Below are 18,198 nucleotides of genomic sequence, written 5' to 3'. Positions count from 1 at the left end.
TCTGGCACTCGCACGGGTAGAGTGCTAACCGCGACGAGGCCGGTCTGGCACCCGCGACGACAGGCCGCCGCGGTCGCCCCTTTTTCGTAGCCGGTCCGCGCTCGCGCGCGGGCCGAAGTACAGGACACCGAAACCTTGAAGGGGAGGTCACACCGTGTCGACCGCCACCAAGACCGTGCTGAAGCCGCTTGAGGACCGCGTCGTGGTCAAGACCCTGGAGGCCGAGCAGACCACCGCCTCCGGTCTGGTCATCCCGGACACCGCCAAGGAGAAGCCCCAGGAGGGCGAGATCCTCGCCGTGGGCCCGGGCCGTCTCGACGACAACGGCAAGCGCGTCCCGCTGGACGTGAAGGTCGGCGACGTCGTTCTCTACAGCAAGTACGGCGGCACCGAGGTCAAGTACGACGGTGACGAGTACCTGGTCCTCTCCGCCCGCGACCTCCTCGCGGTCGTCGAGAAGTAGGTCTCGACCGGGGCCCGCCCAGGGCCCCGGGCAGGCAGTTCTCCGCATCCCGCACCGGTCGGCGTTTCGCCGGGCGGGCGGGATGTTCGTTTGTGACCACAAGAGGAAGCACTCAGCATGCCGAAGATCCTGGAGTTCGAGGACGACGCCCGCCGCGCCCTCGAGCGGGGCGTCGACCGCCTCGCCAACGCCGTCAAGGTGACGCTGGGCCCGCGCGGCCGCAACGTCGTCATCGACAAGAAGTTCGGCGCTCCCACCATCACCAACGACGGTGTCACCGTCGCCCGTGAGGTCGAGCTGGACGACCCCTACGAGAACCTGGGCGCCCAGCTCGTCAAGGAGGTCGCCACCAAGACCAACGACGCCGCCGGCGACGGCACCACGACCGCCACGGTCCTGGCCCAGGCGCTGGTCCGCGAGGGCCTGCGCAGCGTGGCCGCCGGTTCCTCCCCGATGTCCCTGAAGAAGGGCATCGACGCCGCCGCCGCGAAGGTGTCGGAGATCCTGCTCGACCGCGCCCGCCCGGTCGAGGAGCGCGGCGACATCGCCTACGTCGCCACCAACTCCGCCCAGGACGCGCAGATCGGCGACCTCATCGCCGAGGCGTTCGACAAGGTCGGCAAGGACGGCGTCATCACGGTGGAGGAGGCCCCGACCTTCGGTCTGGACCTCGACTTCACCGAGGGCCTCCAGTTCGACAAGGGCTACGTCTCGCCCTACTTCGTCACCGACGTCGACCGCCAGGAGGCGGTCCTGGAGGACGCGCGGATCCTCATCCACCAGGGCAAGATCAGCAACCTCAACGAGCTGCTGCCCCTGCTGGAGAAGGTCGTCCAGGACAAGAAGCCGCTGCTCATCATCGCCGAGGACATCGAGGGCGACGCCCTGGGCGCCCTGGTGCTCAACAAGATGCGCGGCATGCTCAGCGTCGCCGCCGTCAAGGCCCCCGGCTTCGGCGAGCGCCGCAAGGCCATGCTCCAGGACATCGCCGTCCTGACCGGCGGCCAGGTCATCGCCGAGGAGGTCGGCCTGACCCTGGACAACGCCGACCTGGACGTCCTGGGCTCCGCCCGCCGCGTCACCGTCACCAAGGACGCCACCACCCTCGTGGACGGCGCCGGTGAGCACAGCGAGGTCGAGGACCGCGTCCGCCAGATCCGCAAGGAGATCGAGGCGAGCGACTCCGACTGGGACCGCGAGAAGCTCCAGGAGCGCCTGGCCAAGCTCGCGGGCGGCGTCTCGGTCCTGCGCGTCGGCGCGGCCACCGAGGTCGAGCTCAAGGAGAAGAAGCACCGCCTGGAGGACGCCATCTCGGCGACCCGCGCGGCCATCGAGGAGGGCATCGTCGCCGGCGGCGGCGCCTCCCTGGTGCACGCCTCCGCGGCCCTGGACGACCTGGGCCTGAGCGGTGACGAGGCCACCGGTGTGGCGATCGTCCGCCGCGCCCTGGTCGAGCCCGCCCGGTGGATCGCGGAGAACGCGGGCGCCGAGGGCTACGTGGTGACCCACCGCGTCTCGGAGATGGAGGTCGGCCACGGCTTCAACGCCGCGACCGGCGTCTACGGCGACCTGACCGCCGAGGGCATCATCGACCCGGTCAAGGTCACCCGCTCCGCCGTCCAGAACGCCGCGTCCATCGCGGGCATGCTCCTGACCACCGAGGCGCTGGTCGTGGACAAGCCCGAGGAGGACGAGGACGCGGACGGCCACGGCCACGGGCACGCCCACTAGGAGCGGTGATCCCCGGGGGCGTCGGTCCCCGGAGGGCTCCTTCGGGGGCGGGGCGCGTCGTCGCTCCGCCCCCGTCCACTACCACGGTATTCCCGCTTCTCTCGCCGAATTGTGTGGCGTTTTCGGGCGTTTTTCCCAAAACGTGACCATTCTGTAGTTGTCGATTGGAGCGGTTGGGTCCCGGGTTGGGGGCATCATTCGTAACGTGACGGATGCAGGCGCCCGGGGGGGCGTGACCGCGCGGCGACCGGGAACGCACCGGGATGGAACACACCTGGACGCGGACCCCGCGACGCGAGACACGGGTTTGAACCATCTGGGGTCACTCGCGGTCCAGGGGGACGACGGGGCCATGGATTCGCTGCTGCGCGAGGTGCGGCCCATGGTGGTCCGGTACTGTCGTGCCCGCCTGGCACGGGTCTCCGGGCTGGCCCACTACTCCGACGACGTGGCGCAGGAGGTGTGCATCGCCCTGCTCACGGCGATCCCCCGCTACCAGGACCGGGGACGCCCCTTCGCGTCCCTCGTGTTCGGCATCGCGGCGCACAAGGTCGCCGACACCCTGCGGGGCGCGGGACGGGTGGACGTGGTGCCCACCGACACCGTCCCGGAACCGGCCGACGACGGGCCGGGACCCGAGGAGGCCGCGGTCCGCGTGATCGAGGCCCAGCGGGCGCGGGAGCTGCTGGACGAGCTCCCGGAGAGACAACGGAAATTGCTGGTCATGAGGGTGATCGCCGGCCTGACGGCGGATGAGACGGGACATGTACTTGGGATGTCGGCGGGAGCGGTACGGGTTGCCCAGCACCGAGCTATTGCTCGGCTTCGGCAGGTGGCCCTGGCGAACAGACTCCTCCCGTGAGCACGGCCGCCGACCGCGCTCACGCCCGGTCTGCCCGAACCGCCCGAGACCGCCGCACGGATACTGCCTCCACCCCGCGCCCAGGCGACGGCGCCCGCACTGAGTGAGTCCGGACGCCCGGAGGAACACACGAGCGCCGGGCGGATCTGGAGCGCGGCTTTCGTGGCATTCTCCGGCCCGTCTCAAACGGTGAGACTGGTCACTTTCGGGCCGTGGTGACGGGGCAAACGCTCCTTTCCTCATGAGGCGGCCGAGGCCACGGCCTAGGATGAGGTGACACGCGGGGGCGAATCCGCGCAGGTGTGCCGGGACAGCGGAGGTTGTGTCATGAGTGACGAGTACAGCGACTACGGGGACAAACTGCTGCCCCCCGGACTCACCTACGACGACGTGCTCCTCGTCCCGGCCTACTCCGACCTCCAGCCCGGCGACGTGGACACCACCACCCGGCTCTCGCGCAACATCGAGCTGAGCATCCCGCTGCTGTCGGCGGCGATGGACACCGTCACCGAGGCGCGCATGGCCGTGGCCATGGCCCGCCAGGGCGGCGCGGGCGTCCTGCACCGCAACCTCTCCGCCGAGGACCAGGCCAGCCAGGTCGACCTGGTCAAGCGCTCCGAGGCGGGCATGGTGACCGACCCGGTCACGTGTCGCCCCGACGACACCCTCGCCGAGGTCGAGCGCCTGTGCGCCCACTACCGCATCTCCGGCGTCCCGGTCACGGACCCCGACGGCTCCCTCGTCGGCATCGTCACCAACCGGGACATGCGCTTCGAGAACGACCGCGCCCGCCTGGTCCGCGACGTCATGACCACGGGCGAGCTGGTCACCGCCCCCGTCGGGGTCTCCCGCGAGCAGGCCTTCGAGCTGCTCCGCAAGCACAAGGTCGAGAAGCTGCCGATCGTCGACGGCCAGAACCGCCTGCGCGGCCTGATCACCGTCAAGGACTTCATCAAGAGCGAGCAGTTCCCCGACGCCACCAAGGACGCCGACGGCCGCCTCGTCGTCGGCGGCGCCGTCGGCGTCGGCGCCGAGGCCGAGAAGCGGGCCAAGCTGCTGGTGGAGGCCGGGGTCGACTTCATCGTCGTCGACACGGCCCACGGCCACTCCGCCGGTCTGGCCGAGATGGTCGCCAAGCTCAAGGCCAACTCGCGCGCCGACGTCGTGGCGGGCAACGTCGCCACCCGCGCCGGGGCCCAGCTGCTCGTGGACGCGGGCGCCGACGCGGTCAAGGTCGGGGTCGGCCCGGGCTCCATCTGCACCACCCGCGTGGTGGCCGGTGTGGGCGCGCCGCAGCTCACCGCCGTCCTGGAGGCCGCCAAGGCGTGCGGCCCGGCGAACGTGCCGCTCATCGCCGACGGCGGGCTCCAGTACTCCGGCGAGATCGCCAAGGCGATCGTGGCCGGGGCCAGCACGGTCATGCTCGGCAGCCTCCTCGCCGGTGTCGCGGAGAGCCCGGGCGAACTGATCTTCATCAACGGCAAGCAGTTCAAGGCCTACCGGGGCATGGGCTCACTGGGCGCCATGCGCGGCCGGTCCTTCTCCAAGGACCGCTACGCGCAGGCGGAGGTCGCCGCCGAGGACAAGCTCATCCCCGAGGGCATCGAGGGCCAGGTGCCGTTCCGCGGCCCGCTCCAGGCGGTCGCCCACCAGCTCGTCGGCGGGCTGCACCAGTCGATGTGGTACGCGGGCACCCGCACCGTCGCCGAGCTGCGCGAGCGCGGCCAGCTCATGCGCATCACCAGCGCCGGTCTGCGGGAGAGCCACCCGCACGACATCACGATGACCGTCGAGGCGCCGAACTACAACGTGCGCTGACCGGATCCGGCTCCCCGCGCCCGGCGACACCCCCGGTGTCGCCGGGCGCGCGTGTTCGGGGCGCCCGGAGGCCGTCCGAGCCCACGACGCGGGGCGGACCCGGTGCGCTCCGGGGCGGGAGCGCACCGGATCCGGCCCTCTACCCGACCGCGATGAGGGTCCACACCTCGCTCGCCCGCGTTCCCGGTTCAGCCAGGATCAACGGGGCGCCGTTGCCCGTGGCGGAGTCGACCACCGCGAGGTTCATCTTGGGGTCGTAGTTCACGAAGCGGAGGTTCTGCCCGTCCTTGTCCAGGCGCCAGCCCTGGTGGGGGTGGCTCCGGCACGGCAGCTGCACGACGCGGGCTCCGTCCCCGGCGGGCGTGGAGACGGTCAGGCACTGCCCGCTGTTCACGTTCTCCAGGTGGTAGTGGTACCCGCCCATGTAGACGAAGGTCCACGCCTGGTCGTCGATGTCCAGGCAGTCCCACTGGATGACCGCCGCTCCCTTCTCCAGACTCGACCCGCCGACCCCCGCGCACCTGCCGCTGTTGACGTTGACGAGGCGGTACACGTTGGCCTCGGCGCTCGTGGCCGCGCGGTCGGCGGCCCGGCCACCGGACGCCTCCGCGTGCGCGCCGACCCCGCCGAGTCCCGCGTTGGCCATCAACACGGCGCCGAACACCGCCGCCGCGCGTCCCAGGATTCGCTTACCCCGCATGGAACTCCCTTTCGTCGACCCGAGGTCGAGACGATGAGTGATCAGTGAGAAACCTAGCGTGTTCAACGGCGTCGGGCGGGCACTTCAGGGGAGGGGGAGGCGGGGAGTGGGGAGCGGGAGGGCGACCCGCGGGCGAGTAGACTCTCCGCGGCAGTAAACGCGCCGGTCGAGCGTCCGGCGCAGCACTTTCGAGGGGGATCAAGCGTTGGCTCAGGTGGAGATCGGGCTGGGGAAGAACGGGCGCCGAGCCTACGAGCTCGACGAGATCGGGATCGTGCCCGCCCGACGCACGCGCGACCCCGAGGAGGTGTCCATCGCGTGGCAGATCGACGCCTACCGGTTCGAGACGCCGCTGATGGTCAGCCCCATGGACAGCGTCGCCTCCCCCAAGACGGTCGTGGCCATCGGCCGGCTGGGCGGGCTCGGCGTGCTCGACCTGGAGGGGCTGTGGACCCGCTACGAGGACCCGGAGCCGCTCCTGGCGGAGATCCGTGAACTCGACGACGTCGCCGCCACCCAGCGGCTCCAGGAGATCTACGCCGCGCCGATCCAGGAGGAGCTGATCGGCCGCCGGATCGAGGAGATCCGCGACGCGGGCGTCGTCACCGCCGCGCGGCTGTCCCCGCAGCGCACCGCCCAGTACCACAAGGCGGTCGTGGACGCCGGGGTGGACCTCTTCGTGATCCGCGGCACCACGGTCTCCGCCGAGCACGTGTCCGGCCGGGCCGAGCCGCTCAACCTCAAGCAGTTCATCTACGACCTCGACGTGCCGGTCGTGGTCGGCGGCTGCGCCACCTACACGGCCGCCCTGCACCTGATGCGGACCGGCGCGGCCGGTGTCCTGGTCGGGTTCGGCGGCGGTTCCGGGCACACCACGCGCTCCGTGCTGGGTGTGGCGGTCCCGATGGCCAGCGCCGTCGGCGACGTGGCCGCCGCCCGCCGCGACTACCTCGACGAGTCCGGCGGCCGCTACGTGCACGTCATCGCGGACGGCGGCATGACCGGCAGCGGTGACATCGCCAAGGCCCTGGCCTGCGGCGCGGACGCGGTCATGGTCGGCTCCCCGCTGGCGCGCGCGGCCGAGGCGCCCGGCGGCGGCTACCACTGGGGCAGCGAGGCGCACCACGGCGAGCTGCCGCGCGGCGAGCGGCTCCAGGTCGGCACGATCGGCGACCTGAAGTCGATCCTGCACGGCCCGGCCTCCACGAGCGACGGCTCCATGAACCTCATGGGGGCGCTGCGCCGGACGATGGCCACGGCGGGTTACACCGATCTCAAGGAGTTCCAGCGGGTCGAGGTCGTGGTCAACCCCCACCGCTGACCGCACGCGTCGGCTCCTCGCGGGGCGCTCCGCCATCGGGCGGGGCGCCCTTCCGCGTCGGATCCCCCCGTGACGGGACGGAGGCCGTGTGCGACCATGGTCCGGATTTGGGCGTCACATGACCCGACGACGACCGGACGTCGCCTCGACACTGGAGGACCGAATGGCTGACCACGAGCGCCGTGGTTCCGGGCGAAGCGGCCCGCTCGCGGCCGTCTGCGCGACCCTCGCCGGGTGCCTGCTGCTCACGGGCGGGGTCGTGTACGCGGTCGACCGGATCTCGTCGAACCTGGGCGGGTGGGACGCCTCCGCGCCGGTGGGGGAGATCACCGACGGGAGCATCGAGACGCCGCCCGCCGCCGACCTGACCGGTCCGCCGACCCCCGCGGACGTCGCCGCCGAGGACCGCGCGCGGGAGGCGGGAGCCGGGACCGAGGCCGAGAGCGGCGCCGACGAGCGGCAGAACCCGGGCGCGGGCGTCGCCCGCCCCACCGCGGAGTGGCTCGACGAGGTGTCGGAGGCGACGCGCATTCCGCGCCGCGCGCTGGAGGGGTACGCCAGCGCCCAGCTCGCGATGGACGAGCGGCAGCCGTCGTGCCGGTTGTCGTGGCCGACGCTGGCGGGGATCGGGTACGTCGAGTCGCGGCACGGCACCTACGGCGGGGGCGAGATCGGGCCGGACGGTTCCACGACCCCGGACATCGTCGGCATCCCGTTGGACGGCCGCAACAACACCCGGGTCATCGAGGACACCGACGGCGGTGAGCTGGACGGCGACGAGGTGTGGGACCGGGCGGTCGGCCCGATGCAGTTCATCCCCCGCACCTGGGCCCAGTGGGGCACGGCGCTGGAGGGCGGCGCCGCCGACCCGCAGAACATCGACGACGCCGCGCTGTCCGCCGCGCGCTACCTGTGCGAGGGGGGCCGCGACCTGACGGCGGCGGCGGACTGGGAGAGCGCGATGCTCGGGTACAACCAGTCCAGGGCCTACCTCGACGACGTGCTCGCCTACGCGCACGCCTACGCCGACGCCGCCTGACCGGCGCGGAGCCCCCGCCCCCGGGCCGCTGGGACCGGGGGCGCCGGGGCGGTCCGGGCGGGCGGGTCTAGGGTCGAGGCGTGAACACGCGTACGAGGCTGCTGCGCCGCATCCGGATCTGGATCGCCCTCTTCATCGTGGGTCTGGTGGTCAGCGGAGTGACCGCCTTCCCCCTGCCCGCCGAGATCCGCCTCCTCGCGTCCCTGCTGCACGGCCCGTTCGCCCCGGTCGCGGAGGCGCTGCCGGGGCTGGTCCACTGGGTGGAGCGGGTCCGGGAGGGGCTGGACGTCGTCGAGCGCGACCACCCGTTCGTGCTCTACGGAACCGACTGGCTGGCCTTCGCCCACCTGGTCATCGCGGTGGCGTTCTACGGTCCGTTCCGCGACCCGGTGCGCAACGTGTGGGTGGTCCAGTTCGGGATGATCGCGTGCGTGATGGTGATCCCGCTGGCGCTGGTCTGCGGGCCGATCCGGGGCATCCCGTTCTTCTGGCAGCTGATCGACATGTCCTTCGGGGTGTTCGGGATCGTGCCGCTGATCATCGTCCACCGGATGATCCGCCGCCTGGAGGCGCTGGGGCCGGAGGCGGAGGGGACGGCGTCGGCCCATCCCGCTCCAGCCGCGCCAGCGGTGTCCGACTGATGTCCGGGAGCTGGGCGTGTCGGAGGCGGCCCGGACGGGGAGACGCGCGGGCAGGACCGACCACGTCTCCCGCATCTCCTCGTGTCGTGGATCACTCCCGCGTGGGAGCGGTCTCACGCCAGGGCGGCGGATGTGTTTTCCGAATGTGTCAACGGGCCAATTGAGCAAGATTTGAGCCTTGTGGAAGATGTTTCCCGAACAACCGATCGGCTCCTTTCCTCCGATCGGAGAATGCCCGGGCGACATGCCGTGACGTGCGCATACATGGATGGTCGAGGCGCGTCCGATTAGCCTGGTAGCCTCTGGCCGGTCCGATGGACAGGGGCTCCCGGCGGGTATCCGCCTGGGAGGAGCACCATCGAGACGGAGGACGACGGATGGCGACCACGTGGTTGGGACCGGACGCGCGCACCGAGGCGCTCGCGTCCATGGCCGGCGAGGAACTCGACGTCCTCGTCGTCGGAGGAGGCATCGTCGGGGCGGGCGTCGCACTGGACGCGGTGTCGCGTGGACTGTCCACCGGGCTGATCGAGGCACGCGACTTCGCCTCGGGCACCTCCAGCAGATCCAGCAAGCTCATCCACGGCGGACTCCGCTATCTGGAGCAGTTGGACTTCGAACTGGTCCGTGAGGCGCTCACCGAACGGGGACTGCTGCTCACGACGATCGCCCCGCACCTGGTCCGCCCGGTTCCCTTTCTTTTCCCTTTCTCCCACCCCTGGGAACGGTTCTACATCGGCGCCGGGGTCACCCTTTATGACGCCCTCGCCCTGACGTCGAGAAACAATCGCGGACTGCCCGCGCACCGACACCTGACCAGATCCGGTGCGCTCCGGGTCTTCCCCGCGCTCAAACGGGACGCCCTGGCCGGTGCGGTCCAGTACTGGGACGCCCAGGTCGACGACGCCCGCTTCGTCACCACCGTGCTGCGCACCGCCGCCGGGCTCGGCGCGCGGATCGCCTCGCGCGTCCAGGCGGTCGGCTTCCTCAGGGAGGGGGAGCACGTGGTCGGCGCCCGCGCCGCCGACCTGGAGACCGGGAACGAGATGAGCGTCCGCGCCCGTCAGGTGGTCAACGCCGCCGGGGTGTGGACCGACGACATCCAGGAGATGGTCGGCGGTCGCGGCCAGATCCACGTGCGCGCCTCCAAGGGCGTCCACCTGGTCGTGCCGCGCGACCGCATCCAGGCGTCCTCGGGGATGATCCTGCGCACCGAGAAGAGCGTCCTGTTCGTCATCCCCTGGGGACGGCACTGGATCATCGGCACGACCGACACCGCGTGGGACCTCGACAAGGAGAACCCGGCCGCGAGCCGCACCGATATCGACTACGTCCTCGACCACGTCAACCAGGTCCTGCGCACCCCGCTGGGCAGGGACGACGTCGAGGGGGTCTACGCGGGGCTGCGCCCGCTGCTGTCCGGGGAGTCCGACCAGACCTCCCAGCTGTCCCGCGAGCACACGGTCGCCCACCCGGTGCCCGGCCTGGTCCTCATCGCGGGCGGCAAGTACACCACCTACCGCGTCATGGCCAAGGACGCGGTGGACGCGGTCGCGCACGGGCTCGGCGGCGGGGTCCCCGAGTCGGTGACCGACCGGCTGCCGCTCGTCGGCGCCGACGGGTACGCCGCCCTGCGCAACCAGCGCCAGGTGCTCGCGCGCGACTCCGGCCTGCACGTCTCGCGCGTCGCCCACCTGCTGCGCCGCTACGGGTCCTCCGTCCACGACCTGCTGACGCTGATCCGGGAGCGCCCCGACCTGGGCCGACCGCTCGCCGCCGCCGAGGACTACCTGCGCGCCGAGGTCGTCTACGCGGCCCTGGCGGAGGGCGCCCGCCACCTGGAGGACGTCCTGAGCCGGCGGACCCGGATCTCCTTCGAGACCTGGGACCGGGGGATCGCCGCCGCCGAGGAGGCCGCCGAACTGCTCGCGGTGCCGCTCGAATGGAACGAGGAGCAGGTCAAGCGGGAGGTCGAGTACTACCGCAAGGGGATCGAGGCCGAGCGCGCGGCCCAGGAGCAGGACACCGACCAGGAGGCCGACGCCATCCAGCACGGGGCGCCGGAGATCGTCCCGGAGGCCAGGATCGGACGGCCCGGCGGGGCCTGATCCCGCGCGGCGACGGGTCGTGAGCAGCGGCGGCGACCGGAGCCGTCGCCGCGGCCAGTGTGGTCTGGGACACACGGTTGGCGTTAGGGTGCGGTACCGACACACCCTCACCCGGCCGCGAAGGACCCCTCATGATCACGGTGCTTCTCGTCGAGGACGATGTCCGGCTCGCCGACGCCCTCGCGGGCGCCCTGGAGGGCCACGGGTACGCGGTCGAACAGGCCCGTACCGCCGGGGCCGCGCTCGCCGCCCCGCCCGTCGACATCGTCCTGCTGGACCTCGGCCTGCCCGACATGGACGGCGTCGACCTGTGCCGCCGCCTGCGCGAACGCCCCGACGGCGGCGACGCCGCCATCATCATGGTCACCGCCCGGGGCGACCGCCGCGAACGGGTGCGCGGCCTGCGCTCGGGCGCCGACGACTACGTGGTCAAGCCCCTCGCGCTGGAGGAGCTGTGCGCCCGGATGGAGGCGGTCCTGCGGCGCACGACCCGCCGGGGCGGACCCGTCCTCACGGCGGGACCGGTCGCCGTCGACCCGGCCACGCGCACCGCCACGTGCGCGGGCGTCCCGGTCGACCTCACCCGCAAGGAGTTCGACCTGCTCGCCGTCCTCGTCCGGGAGGCGGGGACGGTCGTGTCGCGTGAGCAGCTGCTGCTGCGGGTGTGGCAGACCGCCTGGCAGGGCACGCGCCGGACCCTGGAGGTGCACGTGGGGACCCTGCGCTCCAAGCTCGGCGCGCCGGGGCTCATCGAGACCGTGCGCGGCGTCGGGTACCGCCTGGTCTCCGACGCGCGGCCCGTGGCGGCCGACCGCGTCACGCCCTCGGCCCGCCAGGGGGCGGAGGCCGTGCCGGGGACGGCCCGTGTGTCGGGTGCGTGAGCGGTGCGCCGACGCGTCGTGATCGTGTACGTCACCCTGCTGGTCGCCGGATGCCTGGGACTGGCCCTGCCGCTGTGCGGGAGCATCGCCGCGCGCGGGACCTCCGCCATGCTCCTCGACCGCATCAACGACACCGCGCGCTTCGCCGGGCTGGCCGAGCCGGGCGTGATCACCGGGTCGGCCGGGAGCCTGACCGGTGAACTGGTCGCCTACGACCGGCTGTACGGGATCAGGGCACTCGTGGTCGACCGGGACGGCACCGTGGTCGCCGCGTCGCGGGAGGACCTCACCCTGGCCGACCTCGACCCCTCCGCCGAGGACGACGCCGTGCTCCCGCCCGAGGTGCGCACCGCGCTGGCCGGCAACCGGATGGGCGCCGGCGCCGTGGTCTGGCCCTGGCAGCAGGGGCCGCTGCTCGTCGCCGAGCCCGTCGGCGGCGCGGGCGAGGTCGTCGGAGCCGCGGTGACCGCCTCGCCGACGGCGGCGCTGCGGCGGGCGACGCTCGTCCAGTGGAGTGTGGCCCTGGCCGCGGTCACCGCGCTGATGATCGCGGGCATCGCCGCCGCCGGACCGCTCACCCGGTGGGTGCTGCGCCCCATCGACGACCTGGACGGGGCGACCAGGGCGGTGAGCGGGGGCAGCCTGGACACGCGGGTGCGCACGGCGGCGGGGCCGCCCGAGCTGCGCCGGTTGGCGGAGTCGTTCAACCAGATGGCCGACACCATCACGACGATGATCGAGCGGCAGCGCATGTTCGTCGCCTACGCCGGGCACCAGGTGCGCAACCCGCTCGCGGCGCTGCGGCTGCGGGTGGACTCCCTCGCGCGGCACCTGCCGCCGGAGGGCCGACAGGGCCACCGGCTGGCCCTGGACGAGGTGGACCGCCTGGCCCGGGTCTGCGACAGCCTGCTCACGCTGGCCCGGACCGAGGACGCCGACCACTCGACGGTGTGGGAGGACGTCGCCGCGGTCGCGGAGGACCGGGTGGCGGCGTGGTCGCCGATCGCCGAGCGGGCCGGGGCCGTCCTGGTGGCGGAGGCGGAGCGGGGCGTGCGGGTCAGGTGCGTGGAGGGCACGCTCGACCAGACGCTGGACGCGCTGATCGACAACGCCCTGAAGTTCGGCGGGGAGGGTGTGCGGATCGCGGTGCGGGTGCGGGGTCCGTTCGCCGACGCGGACGGCGCGGGCGCGGGGCACGTGGACGTGCACGTGGTCGACGACGGGCCGGGGCTGTCCGAGGAACAGCTGGTCAACGCCGCCCGCCCGTTCTGGCGGGACGGGCACGACGGGGGCGGCGGCAGCGGGCTGGGACTGTCGATCGTCGTCACGCTGCTGGAGCTCCAGGGCGCCCGGCTCACCCTCCGGCCGCGCGACCCGCACGGGATCGACGCCCGGGTGCGGCTCCCGGTCGACGGGACGGCGGACGGGACGGCCGGGGGAGCGGCCGACGGCGTCGTCGACGGAGCCGAGATCCCGGAGGCGGCGGGTCAGCCGCCCGAGGTGTCGTAGGCGTACTTGATCGAGCGGTAGTAGGCCGCCGCCCCCGGGTGCAGCGGCACCGGCAGCGTGGCGATCGCCGAGCGCGGGTTCAGGTGCAGCGCTACCGGATGGACCCCGACCAGGTCGGGGCGCGACTCGAACAGCAGCCGCGTCAGCTCCCCGGCCACCTCGTCCGGCATCCGGTCGTTGACCACGAGCAGGCTCGGCACGCCGATCGTGCGCACGGCCGGGACGTCCTCGTAGGTTCCGGCGGGCACGGGCATCTCCGAGAAGAACTCGCCGTACTCCTCGACCAGTGGGGGGACGAACCCGGCCAGGTCGATCAGCCGGATCGGCGTGCGCGTGGCGAGGTCGGCCACGGCCCGGGTGGGCAGGCCGCCCGACCAGAAGAACGCGTCCACCCGCCCCTCCTCCAGGGCGCGCGCGGACTCGCCGATCGACAGGCGGAGCGGGACCACGCCCGCGGCTCCCGCCGCCCGTTCCTCGTCGGTGATCTCGTCCAGACCCGCCAGCGCCAGGAGCCGCTCGGCCATCATCTCGGTGCCGGACCCGCTCGCGCCCAGGGACACGGTGCCGCCCTGTAGGTCGGCGATCTCCGCGTGGGACGCGTCGGCGCGGACCACCAGGTGGGTGTGGTTGTCGTACAGGCGCGCGATCGCCGAGACGGGCATCGGCGCGTCGAACGGGGGCTCCCCGGCCACGGCCAGCGCCGCCACGTCGGCGAGGGAGAAGGCGGCGTCCACGGATCCGGCCGCGACCAGTCGGTTGTTCTCCACGCTCGCGGCGGTGGGGACCGCGACGATCTCGGTGGAGTCCGGGCGGGCGACGACGGCGTTCGCCAGACCGGAGCCGTAGTCGAAGTAGACGCCGCCCTCGCCGCCGGTGCCGACCGACAGCCGAAGCGGATTCTCGTGCGGCGGAAGTGAACCCGTGAGGAGGACGCCGAGGAGCGCACCCGTCACCGCTGCCCGCATCATCGACCACGAATCGTGACATCCCGCCCGCGCCATGGTCAGACGATAGCAACACGGGCGGAACCTCAGCTGAACCTCAAAACCCGGCGCGGACACTGTCCGCGACGGATCGGTTCCCACTAGGTTTCTCCGTGGAGCGGCCCCGTCGGAACCCCCCGTGTTTCCCCGCTCCGCACCGCCCCCCAAGGATTCCGAGAGGACTCGACCATGCGACGCGCCCTGCCGTCTCTGGCCGCCCTGCCCGCCAGCGTTCTCCTGCTGACGAGCTGTGCCCAGCCCGCCGACCAAGCCGTCGAGGAGCAGACGCCGATCGGCGAAGGCGCCGTCCGGGAACAGCTCAGCATCGTCACCGGCGGCACCACCGGTGTGTACTTCCAGATCGGCGGTGTCCTCAGCACGATCATCGGGGACGACCTCGAAGGCCAGAGCGCCTCCGCCGAGACCACCGGCGCCTCGGTGGAGAACCTGCGCCTCCTGGGCAACGGCGAGGCCGACATCGCCATCGTCCAGGGCGACGCCGCCGGTCAGGCGTTCGAGGGCGTCGCGGAGTTCGAGAACAGCGGGGTCGAGTCCTACGCGCTCGGCGTGCTCTACCCGAACGTCTTCCACACGGTGACCCTGGCCGGGACCGCCGAGGAGGAGGGGCTGGAGTGCTTCCGCGACGTGCTCGGCACCCGCTACTCGGTGGGCGCCCCCGGCAGCGGCAACGCGGCCACCACCAGCGCCGTGTTCGAGGCCCTGGAGATGTCCATGGGCGACATCGAGATCGAGCAGCTCGGGTACGCCGAGACCGACACCGCGCTGCGCAACGACCAGCTCGACGCGGGGTCGTGGGTCGTCGGTGAGGGCCACGCCGGGCTCGCCGAGCTCGCCACCACCGAGGACGTCGCCCTCGTCGGCATGTGCGACGACGAGCGCTCCGCCATCACCGCCGGGTCCAGCAGCTACACCGAGCACACCATCCCGGGCGGCACCTACGAGGGCGTCGACGAGGACGTCGAGACCATCGCCGTGTGGAACTCGCTGGTGGTCAGCGGCGACTTCAACGAGGACCAGGCCTACGACATCACCGCCGCGCTGTTCGCGAACGTCGACGCCGTCCTGGACGCCTACGCCCCGGCCGAGGAGTACCTGGTCCCCGAGGCCATCCTGAACAGCCCCGTCCCGGTTCACCCCGGCGCCGCCCGCTTCTACGAGGAGCAGGGCGTGGAGCTGCCCGACGAGCTGGTGGCGGACACCGGCGCGGACACGCAGGGCTAGGACACCTCCGGTGGCCGTCCGATCCGACCCGACCGACCGGCCATCCGCGGGCGCCGAGGACACCCGGCGCCCGCGGGCCGCGGCCCTGTGGGGCGGCGCGCTCGCCGTCGCCGCCGCGGCCGCCGCCCTGCTGTGGCCCGTGTGGCCCGCGCTCCGCGTGACCGACGACGGAACCGTGATCGGCCACCTCCCGCTCGCCGAGGGCGAGACCCTCACCGTCGCCTACGTCCACTCCATCGACGGCCTGCCGATCGAGGAGGACCTGACCGTGCGCGACGGTCGCCTCGTCGCCGAGTCCACCCGCAGCGTCCAGTACGGCGCGGGCATGGGCCAGATCCCCGGGGAGGGGGAGGCCCACGCCGACGGCGAGTGGTGGGTGGTCGACGCGATGGACCGTGACGTCGGCGCCGAGATGGTGCTGCGCCCCGGCTCCGCGGCGGTCGACCACCGCCTGCGCACACCCGACGCCGAGGTACGGCTCTCCCCGTGCCTGACCGCGCACCGCGTGGTCGTCACCCCCGTGCGGGTGTCCACCCTCCAGTCGCTCCTCGGCCGCGTCCCGCGGCCCGAGTGCTGACATCCCCCGAGCCCTTCCCCTGAGAACCCGAGGAAAGACCATGGATGAGACCCCGACGGCGGTGCGTCCGCAGGGCGCCCCCGACGACGCAGGGGAAGGGACCGGGTTCGGCGCCCGGGCCGGAGGCACCGGCAGGGCCGCCGACGTCCTCCCGGACGTGGACGGCCGGGACCGCGGCGACGGGCCGATGTGGCGGACGGTCGTCGCCGAACGCTGGGGCGGGGGCCGCACGGCGACCGCGGTCGGCGCGGTGGTGGCCCTCCTCGCGGTCGGCCTGACCCTCTTCCAGCTCTACGTCGCGCTCTTCGCCGGGCTGGACGCGCGCCAGCAGCGGATCACCCACCTGCTGTTCGTCCTGGTGATGGTCTTCCTGACCATGCGCCCCTTCGACCTGGACGCGACGTCCCGGTTCTCGGCGGTCCGGCTCGTCCGGGCACTGGCGCCCCGCCGCGGGGCCGGTGCGGGCGACGCCCGGGACGGCCAGGACCCGCGCGACGGGGCCGCCCGGCGGGTGCTGACCGGGGTCGGCGGGGCGCTCGACCTGATGCTGCTCGTCGCGGCCGTGGTGGCCAGCGTGTACCCGATCGTGTACCAGGACGAGCTGAACGCGCGCGCGGGCGCCTACACCGAACTGGACTGGATCCTGGGCCTGGTCCTCATGGTCGTGCTGCTGGAGGCCACGCGCCGGGCGGTCGGGATGATCATGGTCGTGCTGGTCGTCGCGTTCGTCTACTACGCGTGGATCGGCCCGCTCATCCCCGGCCAGTTCGGGCACACCGGCGCGACCATCCAGCGCATCTCCACGCACGCCTACCTGGGCGACGGGATCTACGGCCTCACCCTCGGCGTGGTCGTGACCTTCGTGTTCGTGTTCATCCTCTTCGGCGCGCTGCTGAGCAAGACCGGCGGCGGCAACTTCTTCGTCGGGCTGGCCTACGTGGTCACCGGACGGATGACCGGCGGACCCGCCAAGGGCGCGGTGCTGGCCAGCGCGCTCATGGGCTCGGTGTCCGGGAGCGCGATCGCCAACGTGGTCACGTCCGGCCCGTTCACCATCCCGCTGATGCGCAAGGTCGGCTACCGCAGGGAGGACGCGGCCGGCGTCGAGGCCGCGGCGTCGACCGGCGGGCAGATCCTGCCGCCCATCATGGGCGCGGGCGCGTTCATCATGGCCGAGCGCACCGGGATCGCCTACGCCGACATCGTCAAGGTCGCGATCATCCCGGCGCTCATGTACTTCGGCGTGATGTTCCTGTTCGTGGACATCCTCGCGCGCAAGTACGGCATCGGCGCGGCCCGGAGCGAGGACCTGCCCAGACTCCGCCTGGTCATGGCGGCGGGCTGGCACTTCCTCCTGCCGTTGCTGCTGCTCATCGTCCTGCTGCTCCAGTACGTGCCGCCGACGCAGGCGGGCCTGTACGCGTGCGGCGCCCTGCTGGTCGTGGCGATGCTGCGGGCGAGCAGCCGCCTGTCGCCGAGCGACTTCCTCGACGTGTTCGTCACCGCGGCGCGCAACACGATCCCGGTGTCGGTGGCGTGCGCGGTGGCGGGGATCATCGTCGGGATGGTCGGCCTGACCGGGCTGGGCCTGACGCTGTCGAACGTGCTCGTGACGGTGTTCGCTGGAAACCTCCTGCTCACGCTGGTGATGGTCGCGGTGGCGTCCCTGATCATGGGCTTCGGACTGCCGGTGACCGCCTCCTACGTGGTCATCTCGGTCCTGGCGGTGCCCGCCCTGGGCGAGCTCGGGCTGGCCGTGCTGGTGGCGCACATGATCGTGTACTGGTACAGCCAGGACTCCAACGTGACGCCCCCGGTGGCGCTGGCGGCGTTCGCCGCGGCGGGGATCGCGGGCGCCAAACCGATGAGGGCGGGCGCGGCGGCGTGGAAGTTCGCCAAGGGGCTCTACCTGATCCCGGTCATGATGGCCTACTCCGCGCTGCTGGCGGTGGACGGCCCCGTCACGGACCTGGTGGTCGCGGTGCTGAGCGGGTGCGTGGCGCTCGCGGCGTCGGCGATCGCCATCGAGGGCCACTTCCTGCGGCGCACGACGCTCGTGGAACGGGTCGGGCTGGCCCTGGCCGCGGCGCTGGTCCTGGTCGCGCCGGAGTGGACCGCGCTCGCCGAGAGCGTGGTGGGGGCGGCGGTGGACGCCGGGTGGTTCGTGCTGGTCGGTTCGGTCCTGGGCGTGGTGCTCGTCGCCGCGCAGGTGCTCGGCCGCCGTCGCGGCCCGGGCGAGCCGTCCTCCGCGCGGGACGCGGTGCGGGCGCGCCGGGACGGCGGGGCGTCGGAAGACGACCAGGGGCACAGCGCCCCCTAGGAT

Annotated in this window: 15 protein-coding genes; 13 read left to right on the top strand and 2 right to left on the bottom strand. The window is 72.6% G+C overall.

The genetic code is table 11. The annotated features are described in order from the left end of the window. Positions 1-154 precede the first annotated feature (154 nt). The 4 genes from groES (at position 155) to guaB (ending at position 4,874) form a co-directional block, all read left to right on the top strand. A complete protein-coding gene (gene groES, locus AB0I72_RS01860; RefSeq protein WP_075927702.1) occupies positions 155-463 on the top strand; it encodes a co-chaperone GroES in 309 nt (102 codons plus the stop codon). Positions 464-580: 117 nt separating this feature from the next. After that, a complete protein-coding gene (groL, locus tag AB0I72_RS01855) occupies positions 581-2,194 on the top strand; it encodes a chaperonin GroEL (protein WP_358561647.1) in 1,614 nt (537 codons plus the stop codon). A gap of 274 nt (positions 2,195-2,468) precedes the next feature. Continuing rightward, positions 2,469-3,056, top strand: coding sequence for a sigma-70 family RNA polymerase sigma factor (locus tag AB0I72_RS01850; protein ID WP_358562793.1), 588 nt, complete (start codon positions 2,469-2,471; stop codon positions 3,054-3,056). A 327-nt stretch (positions 3,057-3,383) separates the two neighbouring features. Continuing rightward, the gene (gene guaB / locus AB0I72_RS01845; protein WP_358561644.1) at positions 3,384-4,874 is read left to right on the top strand and encodes an IMP dehydrogenase; all 1,491 of its coding nucleotides are present in this window, start codon (positions 3,384-3,386) and stop codon (positions 4,872-4,874) included. Between the two features lie 139 nt (positions 4,875-5,013). Here guaB and AB0I72_RS01840 read toward each other — a convergent pair whose 3' ends face one another. Continuing rightward, positions 5,014-5,574 (bottom strand): RICIN domain-containing protein, encoded by a 561-nt coding sequence (locus AB0I72_RS01840; protein WP_358561641.1) that lies wholly within the window; start codon positions 5,572-5,574, stop codon positions 5,014-5,016. Positions 5,575-5,788: 214 nt separating this feature from the next. On the opposite strand from AB0I72_RS01840, the gene AB0I72_RS01835 reads away from it, so the two are divergent. The 6 genes from AB0I72_RS01835 to AB0I72_RS01810 all read left to right on the top strand — a co-directional run bounded on the left by AB0I72_RS01835 (position 5,789) and on the right by AB0I72_RS01810 (position 13,073). Next, on the top strand, positions 5,789-6,895 hold the full coding sequence (locus AB0I72_RS01835; RefSeq protein ID WP_358562791.1) for a GuaB3 family IMP dehydrogenase-related protein: 1,107 nt from the start codon (positions 5,789-5,791) through the stop codon (positions 6,893-6,895). A gap of 163 nt (positions 6,896-7,058) precedes the next feature. Next, a complete protein-coding gene (locus tag AB0I72_RS01830) occupies positions 7,059-7,934 on the top strand; it encodes a murein transglycosylase (protein WP_358561638.1) in 876 nt (291 codons plus the stop codon). A gap of 80 nt (positions 7,935-8,014) precedes the next feature. Next, positions 8,015-8,575: a hypothetical protein gene (locus tag AB0I72_RS01825; protein WP_358561635.1), complete on the top strand. Its 561-nt coding sequence runs from the start codon at positions 8,015-8,017 to the stop codon at positions 8,573-8,575. A 377-nt stretch (positions 8,576-8,952) separates the two neighbouring features. Beyond that, a complete protein-coding gene (locus AB0I72_RS01820) occupies positions 8,953-10,683 on the top strand; it encodes a glycerol-3-phosphate dehydrogenase/oxidase (RefSeq protein WP_358561632.1) in 1,731 nt (576 codons plus the stop codon). Positions 10,684-10,814: 131 nt separating this feature from the next. Then, a complete protein-coding gene (locus AB0I72_RS01815; RefSeq protein ID WP_358561629.1) occupies positions 10,815-11,564 on the top strand; it encodes a response regulator transcription factor in 750 nt (249 codons plus the stop codon). A 3-nt stretch (positions 11,565-11,567) separates the two neighbouring features. Further along, positions 11,568-13,073, top strand: a complete 1,506-nt coding sequence (locus AB0I72_RS01810) for a HAMP domain-containing sensor histidine kinase (protein ID WP_358561626.1) — start codon at positions 11,568-11,570, stop codon at positions 13,071-13,073. Here AB0I72_RS01810 and AB0I72_RS01805 read toward each other — a convergent pair. Further along, a complete protein-coding gene (locus AB0I72_RS01805) occupies positions 13,052-14,026 on the bottom strand; it encodes a TAXI family TRAP transporter solute-binding subunit (protein WP_358561624.1) in 975 nt (324 codons plus the stop codon). The two genes, AB0I72_RS01810 and AB0I72_RS01805, sit on opposite strands and share 22 nt — an antisense overlap. Positions 14,027-14,245: 219 nt before the next feature. Here AB0I72_RS01805 and AB0I72_RS01800 point away from each other — a divergent pair, with 219 nt between their 5' ends. From AB0I72_RS01800 to AB0I72_RS01790, 3 genes are read left to right on the top strand one after another with little or no spacing between them, the layout of a single operon-like run. Next, entirely contained in the window at positions 14,246-15,298 is a 1,053-nt protein-coding gene (locus AB0I72_RS01800) for a TAXI family TRAP transporter solute-binding subunit (RefSeq protein ID WP_358561621.1), read from the top strand. A gap of 10 nt (positions 15,299-15,308) precedes the next feature. After that, entirely contained in the window at positions 15,309-15,875 is a 567-nt protein-coding gene (locus AB0I72_RS01795) for a DUF1850 domain-containing protein (RefSeq protein ID WP_358561618.1), read from the top strand. A 40-nt stretch (positions 15,876-15,915) separates the two neighbouring features. Further along, complete coding sequence (locus AB0I72_RS01790; RefSeq protein WP_358561615.1) at positions 15,916-18,195, top strand: TRAP transporter fused permease subunit; 2,280 nt, start codon at positions 15,916-15,918, stop codon at positions 18,193-18,195. Positions 18,196-18,198 lie beyond the last annotated feature (3 nt).

Source organism: Nocardiopsis sp. NPDC049922 (genome assembly GCF_040660275.1).
GTDB lineage: Bacteria > Actinomycetota > Actinomycetes > Streptosporangiales > Streptosporangiaceae > Nocardiopsis.
This window is presented reverse-complemented; position numbering and strand designations above follow the sequence as displayed.